Origin of the sequence: Cereibacter ovatus (assembly GCF_900207575.1) — a bacterium.
GTDB lineage: Bacteria > Pseudomonadota > Alphaproteobacteria > Rhodobacterales > Rhodobacteraceae > Cereibacter_A > Cereibacter_A ovatus.
On sequence record NZ_OAOQ01000023.1, the window covers coordinates 42,054 to 49,585 of the forward strand.

A 7,532-nucleotide genomic window follows, 5' to 3' on the forward strand; every position below is an offset into this window, starting at 1 on the left:
GCACGGCTTTCCCGACGATTGCGCCGGTGCCGGGGGCGGATGACACGACCGCAGATCCCGGTGCTGTTGACAAAGCGGCAGGACCGGCAATGATTGCCGTATTCCCGATGATATTTGGCACAATGGATTTCGGAATGCAGGCTTGTCCGAACCTATTTCTGATCGGTGCCCAGAAAGGCGGATCGTCCACCCTGGCCCGGCAGTTGATCCGCCATCCCGCGATCGCCTTCCAGTCGGTCAAGGAACCGAACTTCTTCATCGCACCATCCCTCGACGCGTGCCGTGCCCAGCTGCTTCAGGCCGGGCCACCGACCAAGGAGGTGCCCTACAGTCTGGATGCCTCGGTCAATTACACCCGCTACCCGCTTCAGCCGCATGTCCCCGAAACCATCCTGCGGATCTGCGGCCCGGACGAGCCGCGCTTCCTTTACATCCTGCGCCATCCGTTTGATCGGGCGGTCAGCGAATATTACTGGAAACGCGAGCATTTCGGCGAATATCGCAGCATCGACGCGGCGCTGACACCGGAGTCGCAATATGTTCTGACGGGGTGCTACGACCTTCAGATCTCGCGCTATCTTGCCCACTTCGCCCGCGACAGGTTCCTGTTCCTGACGTTTGATGACCATATCCGCGATCCGCAGGGATCGTGCGATGCGATCTTTGACTGGCTTGGCCTTGAGCGGACGGATCTTGGTGCCCAGGTCACGCTCCATCGGGGCCGGACGAACCAGGCGGTCACGAAAGAGGCGCGGTTGCGGGCTGTCAACCGGCTGGTCTATGCCAGTCCGGCGCTGCGCCGGGCGGTCAAGTCGGTGCTGCCCCACCGGATGCTGCGCCGGGTGACGGATATGCTCAGCCGGCCCACAATGCGGGAGGCGCCGCCGGCAAACCTGCGGCAACACCTGATGCAGGAGATCTTTGCCGACAGCATCGCATGGCGCCGCCGCCGTGACCGGCCTGGACCTGTCCGCCTGGCTGGACTGAGACGCCACCCCCGCCCGGTCGCACAATCACGCGGCGCCCATCGAAACCGGGAGCGACAGGTGAAAGGCGGTTTTCCGGTCGGGCCGGGTGCAGAAAACCAATGCCTTGGCCCCCATGGCCCGGACGTTCGAGACAGGACGGATCTTCAGCGCCGCATGGCGTTGTTTCAGGATTCTGATTGACGATAGCCCCCCGGCGGGATGGTGCGCCTTGCGGCACGCACTGAGCCTTGAGAGGACAACACGCGCAATCGCGTCGCTCGGCACGAGACCACTTGCCGGCTTTTGTGCTGTTGCGGGGCGTGAGCCGCGTCTTCGCCGGACACCGGACCACGTCGTGACGAGGATCGAACCTGAACCGCTCGGGCGCAAAGCCCTGCGCGCCCTTGCGACGATCATCCGCGTCCCCTGAAGCCGAAGGGGAAAGGGGCTCTCATGCCCCAGGCGAAAGTTCGGCAACAACGCCGCCTTGAACCCATCCCCACCGTCCGCCATCGCCGCCTTGCTCTGAAACCTCAGAGCAAGGCTCGCCTATCCGTCAGTGCCGGGGAACCGGCAAAATCAATGGGGCGAAGGCAGCGCCTGCACCCTACCTGAAAACCCGATGCCCACCGCGCCGCCCCAGTCGGGACACGATCCCGTTCAGGCCCCTCGCGGGGTTCCGCCCCCCCGACAAGGGGGGATGCGGTCGGTCGCTACTTCAGGAATTCAGACACCGTCCTGGCGTCGATCCGCGCCTGGGCGGCATGACCAAGGGCCGGCAGGCGCAGCCGCTTGGCCAGCCCTACCAGCAGGGGATCGCGCAAGCCATGCCGCTTTACCCGCAGCGACCAGATCGCCCGCTTGTTCATAGCCTGCAGGGCCACCCGCTCCATCCGTCGGGGAAAAACCGGGCGGTGTCCGCTGGGCGCATAGCCGCGCGCGGTCAGCAAAGGCCCCAATCGCGCCTCGACAAGGCCCAGGTCGCGGGCGGTCTGGTTGCGCCGCCATTGTTCGACCAGCGAGGCATCGGGTGGATCATAGGTCGAGGCCCGATGATAGTCGAGCATCGCCGGATCGAACGGCAGGCCGACAAAGGACGTGATCCTGGCCAATTCCTCGGCCGGGGCAAGGATCAGCCGCTCGTAGTGCAACGTCATCGTCCGCGTGCCGGGAAAGGCAGCCATCGCCCGGTCCCATTCCCGCTCGGTCCGAAGCCAGTGTTCGACGCCGTGATAGACCGTTCCCGCCCAGCCCATGCCGATCGACGATCGCGCCACATCGCGCGGATCGCGCAGCATGTGCAGAATCGGCGTATCGGGGAACAGCCGCAGGGCGGTTTCGATTCCGCGATGCATCATCAAAACCACACATTGGTCGGGCCGATCACGCAATTGGCCGATCATGTCGATCAGAGCCTCGCGCCCGGGCAGTGCGGGATCAAGCCGGGCGCGGCTTGCCCGGTAGATACGGTTGCGCCCAAGGCGGTCCGCGTCGATCGTAACCCTGCCGTCCGGGGCGATTGCCGTGAAATCGAACAGGAAATCCGTCTCGCCCGGGCAGCTCAGCCCAGGATGCATGTCCAGCATCAGCCTGAGAAGGGTCGTCCCCGAACGCAGCGCACCATAGGCAATCACGAACATCCCGGGCGTTCTCCGATTGAAACGACGAAACGCGCATCACCGACACACCACACAAACAGCCGTTTTCCCGTCGCCTTGGAACGCGTGCTTGCGCGGCAGGATCAGCGGGTCAAGGATCAGTGCCCCGTGGCCTTCATCACCACCCGCACGGTGGCCAGCAGAAGCGAGATGTCGGTCCGCAACGACACGTCGCGGTGATACTGGGTGTCATACCAGGCGCGGTCGGCAAAGGACGAGCGGTTGCGCTGCATGACCTGCCACGATCCGGTGATCCCGGGACGCAGGCTGTAATAGGCCGATCCGGGGTAAAGGATGCGCTGGTTCGGCATCATCGGACGCGGTCCGACAAGGCTCATCTCGCCTTTCAGCACGTTCCACAGCTGCGGCAGTTCGTCGAGCGAATAGGCCCGCAGGAACCGGCCCATCCGCGTCACCCGCGGGTCGCGCTTCAGCTTCTGGGACAGGTTCCATTCGGCCCGGGCCACCGGATGGGCCGCCAGATACCGATCGAGTGCCGCTTCGGCGTCATGCACCATCGTGCGCAGCTTCCAGATCCGGTAGATGCGCCCGTTCCGGCCCACGCGTTCCTGGGTGTAGAATGGCCGGCCACCGTCAAGGGCGACAAGACAGGCCAGGATGAAGACCACCGGCAGAACCACCGGAAGCCCGAGGATGATGAACAGGATGTCGAGAAACCGCTTAACGCCATCGTGATAGAATCTGTTTGCGGGGCGAGAGAAGGATCTGAAGCCTGAAATGACTTCGTCGCCCTCGGTCTGCTCCACGATATCATGGTAGTGGGCTGTCATGGTTCAATTTCTCAAACATAAAAAGGTCGTGGCTCCGGTGGCCGGACGCCTTGAAGGGAAGCCCGCGGACCAAGGGGAAGTTCCCTTAAATCTGCCGTCAGACTGTCCCCGAATCCGATCACCTTATCCTCATGGATAATATTTTTTTACCAATGTAGCAAATCCTATTCTTTGGATAGCTTGACGATCCATCCGATAACGCACTGATTTGGAAACAGATCCTGCGCACCCGTCAAGCAGGTTGGCCTTTTGGTCACTCTGTGCTTCACCTTTCACCAAGGGGGCTTGCGGTTTCAGCGTTAAGCAAATATTCAATCTGTGGTTGTATCCGCGCCCACAAAATGCAATTGCAAGAGAATCCCGACTGCCTAATGGGACAGACGCTCAGGCCAAGGGCCATTGCGGCAGGTCCAACGGTCCCCGCCCAAAGGATCGATCCCGATCAGCCCCCCCCCACATACCGCGAAATCGAAAGGACGGGGCGCGCGCAGCCAAGGCATCAGGTTCCGGCAGGAAAGGCGCCACACTGTTTCCTGTCATGTCACAAACCTGCCGCGCCAGGCTTCCGCCACAACAGGCCCCGTGCCGGGCGGTCCGGCCGCAAGCCGCCGGCACCCTGCCCCCCTTACCCGCCAAAAGGCCCCCTTGACCGCCAGAAGGACCGTCACACCCCCAGCCGCGCGCGGATGTCGGCGGGCGCCTGGTGATGGATGGCCACGAAATCGTGAGCCCGGACGAAACCAGGATCGCCTTGGCCGATCAGCGCCACCCTGATCAGCCGGCGGGGCAGCGCGAACAAATCATAGCCTTTGGCCTTGAGGATCGAAAAGGTCGTAGCGGTTCGCGGCCGGTTTTCTTCGAACAGGATGACCTGCGGCATCACCGGTGACGGGCCGGTGAACAGGCCGGTCAGCACCTCGCTTTCGAACCCTTCGACATCAATCTTCAGAAGCCGGACTTCGGTGATGCCACATTGTTCCAGGATGGCGGACAGGGGTTCCACGCGAACCTTGAAGACATGTTCGACCGGCCGATCCGGGTGGTCGAGCAGGGACGCCTGCCCGGCGGCACCCGAAGCTCCGACTCGCCCTGCGCGCGGCCAAGGGCGACCGGGAACAGCTCGACCGGAATCCCCGGATTGGCCGCTTTCATGCGGCGCAGCCGTTCCTGCATCAGCGGCGAGGGTTCAAAGGCAAGAACCCGGCCATGCTCTCCTACCCGGCTGGCGATCAAGGCCGTCATCAGCCCCAGATTGGCGCCCGCATCCAGCGCGGTGTCGCCGGGGGACAGCACCCGGTCGATGACCCAGGTCAGCTTGGGGTCCAGATCCCCCATCAGATACATTGATCGCCCCACCAGATCGTTCAGCGGAACCGGACACCGGATGCCGCGGATGTCGGCCCAGACCAGATCCGCCGAGGGCGGGCAAAGCACCTTGGCCACTCGCGAACAGGCCACCGCGCCGTATCCGCTTGCAAAGGGATATTTCCTGAAGAACCAGCGGGTCGCAGACCGCAGAGGCGCACTTTTCGCGAAGGTCTCTGCCGGGGTCTGGGGGTTTCCGGACATTGTTATTCCCAATCAATCAAGGCCAGCGGACAAGAGGGGCCGGCAGCATTTCAAATATAAGAATCACCCTAGCTTCAAAATCGTATGACCGCTTCCCTTTGTTTTCGAGATAGGCGAACGTGGCGCGTCCCGTGCCGGTCACGCGCAGGGCCGCCGTGATATTGGAAAACCGCGATTTCAAGATGTTAACCCATCCCTCCTCCCGTTCTTATGTCCTGATCTCGCCCTGCCGGAACGAGGCCGCCTATATGCGCCGCACGCTGGACAGCGTGATCGCCCAGACGGTGCGGCCCGCGCTTTGGGTGGTGGTGGATGACGGCTCGACCGACGAGACGCCGCAGATCCTGGCCGATTACGCTGCGCGCCACGACTGGATCCGGGTGGTGGCCAAGCCCGACCGCGGCCACCGCGCCGTGGGGCCGGGCGTGATCGAGGCGTTCCATGCCGGGTATGCCACCATCGACCCCACGGCCTTCGCTTATTCCTGCAAGCTCGATCTCGATCTGGATCTGCCGCCGCGCTACTTCGAGACCCTGATCGCGCGGATGGAGGCCGACCCGCGTCTGGGCACCTGTTCGGGCAAGCCCTATGCCCGCCACGGCGACCGGCTGATTTCCGAGAAGTGCGGCGACGAGATGTCGGTCGGCATGACCAAGTTCTACCGCCGCGCATGTTTCGAGGCGATCGGCGGCTATGTCCGGCAGGTGATGTGGGATGCGATCGACTGCCACAAGGCGCGGCAGCTGGGCTGGAAGGCTGCCAGCTGGGACGAGCCCGCCCTGCGGTTCGAACATCTGCGCCCGATGGGATCAAGCCAGCAGTCGATCTTCACCGGCCGCCGCCGTCATGGCTTCGGGCAGTATTTCATGGGGTCGGACCCGCTGTATTTCGCGGCGACCGCGCTTTATCGCATGACGCATCCGCCCTATGTGCTGGGGGGGCTGGCGATGCTTCAGGGCTATTTCGGCGCCTGGGTCCGGGGTGTGCCGCAACTGGACGATCCGGCCCTGCGCGCCTTCATCCGCGCCTATCAGCGCCGCGCGCTGCGGGTGGGCAAGGCCCGCGCCGTGGCCGAGATCGAGGCCCGCCCCCCTGCCGGTTCGGCCATCGCCTGACCGTTCAGGCCAAAAGCCGGTCCAGCCGGGCGGCCTCGGTCGCGATGGCATGATGGGCCTCGACCTTCGCCCGGCCCGCATCGCCCATCCGGCGGCGCAGGTCGGGGTCTTGCAGCAGCCGCTCAAGCGCCCGGGCCAGCGCGGGCGCATCACCCGGCGGCACAAGGCAGCCGCTGTCGCCCTCGGCCACCAGTTCGGGAATGCCGGCGATGCGGGTGGCCACCACCGGCAGGCGGCTCGCCATCGCCTCCATCAGCACCACGGGCACGCCTTCGGCAAAGCTGGGCAGCGCAAAGAGATCGGCCCGCGCCAGCACCCCCGCCACCTCGTCTTGCGAAAGATAGCCGGTGAAGGTGACGGCCCCGCCAAGCGCCTCGGCGCGGGCCTCGATCGCTGCGCGTTCGGGGCCGTCGCCCACCAGCGTCAGCCGCGCATCGGGATGGGTTTTCAGCACCTCGGCAAAGGCATCAAGCAGCACGGGCACCCCCTTCACCGCCGCCAGCCGGCCGACAAAGACGATCTCCTTGCCCGCGGGGCGGTCGGCCGTCCGGCCATAGCGGGCGGGGTCGATGCCGCAATGCACGATCTTCAGCTTCGGCCAGTGCCGGGGATCGGCGAAGATCATCGCCTGGCTGCGGCAGAACCGGCTGATGCAGACGGTGAAGCGCGCCCGCGCGATCTTTTCATCCAGCCGCCAGAGTCGGGGTTCGAAGAAGATCGCGGGGCCATGCAGCGTCATGCTGAAGGGCAGGCCCGCCAACGCCCCGGCCAGCATCGCGACCGAGCCGCTGGAATCGCCAAAATGGTTGTGCAGGTGGCTGACGCCCTGCTGCTGCAAGTGGTGCGCCAGAACCGCGGCTTCAAGAAGATAGAACATCTGCCACAGTGTGCCCTTCACCCCCGGCCGCCGCGTCCGCCAGGCCAGGTTGAGCGCGTCCAGCGCGCGGCGCGGGCTGCGCAGGGCAAAGGCCAGCGCACGGGCCAGCCGCACCGGATTCAGCGCCGCGCGCAGAACATAGAAGGTGGTGTCGGCTGCCGCCCGTTCGGCCGGGCCGCGCAGATGTTCAGGCCCCGGGCGGCGGATCGAGCAGGTCAGAACCTCGCGGCCAAGCGTCCGCAACGCCTCGACCTCGCGCAGGATGAAGGTGTGCGAGACCGCCGGATAGCTGCCGGTCAGATAGGCGATGCGGGGGGGGGTGGAACCGGACGGGGGGGAGTCGGGCATCGCTTCGGCACATCCTCAATCAACAGTGGCAGCTAGGGGAAAGGCTGCGGCAAAGTAAAGTCACCCGAAGAAGACTGCCCCGGCGGTCGCCAACCGCCGGGGCAGGATCGCGCTTTTGCCGTCGTCAGGCCACGGTCGCGATGACCTGCCCCGACGTGGCGTAGCTGACGGTTCCGCCGATGACATCGGCGAAGGTGCCGGTGATG

7 protein-coding genes are annotated in these 7,532 nt (G+C 64.8%); 2 read left to right on the forward strand and 5 right to left on the reverse strand.

Translation table 11 applies throughout. The features are described 5' to 3' along the window. Positions 1-107 precede the first annotated feature (107 nt). The gene (locus tag CRO07_RS16395; RefSeq protein WP_204840040.1) at positions 108-1,169 is read left to right on the forward strand and encodes a sulfotransferase domain-containing protein; all 1,062 of its coding nucleotides are present in this window, start codon (positions 108-110) and stop codon (positions 1,167-1,169) included. Between the two features lie 512 nt (positions 1,170-1,681). On the opposite strand, the gene CRO07_RS16400 is transcribed toward CRO07_RS16395, so the two are convergent. The 4 genes from CRO07_RS16400 to CRO07_RS16415 all read right to left on the reverse strand — a co-directional run bounded on the left by CRO07_RS16400 (position 1,682) and on the right by CRO07_RS16415 (position 4,860). Continuing rightward, entirely contained in the window at positions 1,682-2,608 is a 927-nt protein-coding gene (locus CRO07_RS16400) for a sulfotransferase family protein (protein ID WP_097031734.1), read from the reverse strand. Positions 2,609-2,724: 116 nt separating this feature from the next. Then, complete coding sequence (locus tag CRO07_RS16405) at positions 2,725-3,417, reverse strand: sugar transferase (RefSeq protein ID WP_097031735.1); 693 nt, start codon at positions 3,415-3,417, stop codon at positions 2,725-2,727. Positions 3,418-4,081: 664 nt separating this feature from the next. Then, a complete protein-coding gene (locus CRO07_RS16410) occupies positions 4,082-4,420 on the reverse strand; it encodes an FkbM family methyltransferase (protein WP_176504613.1) in 339 nt (112 codons plus the stop codon). Beyond that, positions 4,363-4,860, reverse strand: coding sequence for an FkbM family methyltransferase (locus tag CRO07_RS16415; RefSeq protein ID WP_204840041.1), 498 nt, complete (start codon positions 4,858-4,860; stop codon positions 4,363-4,365). Before CRO07_RS16415 ends, CRO07_RS16410 begins: the two co-directional genes overlap by 58 nt. A gap of 308 nt (positions 4,861-5,168) precedes the next feature. On the opposite strand from CRO07_RS16415, the gene CRO07_RS16420 reads away from it, so the two are divergent. Further along, the gene (locus CRO07_RS16420; protein ID WP_097031741.1) at positions 5,169-6,101 is read left to right on the forward strand and encodes a glycosyltransferase family 2 protein; all 933 of its coding nucleotides are present in this window, start codon (positions 5,169-5,171) and stop codon (positions 6,099-6,101) included. 4 nt (positions 6,102-6,105) lie between these two features. Here CRO07_RS16420 and CRO07_RS16425 read toward each other — a convergent pair whose 3' ends face one another. Further along, on the reverse strand, positions 6,106-7,326 hold the full coding sequence (locus tag CRO07_RS16425) for a glycosyltransferase family 4 protein (RefSeq protein ID WP_097031738.1): 1,221 nt from the start codon (positions 7,324-7,326) through the stop codon (positions 6,106-6,108). Positions 7,327-7,532 lie beyond the last annotated feature (206 nt).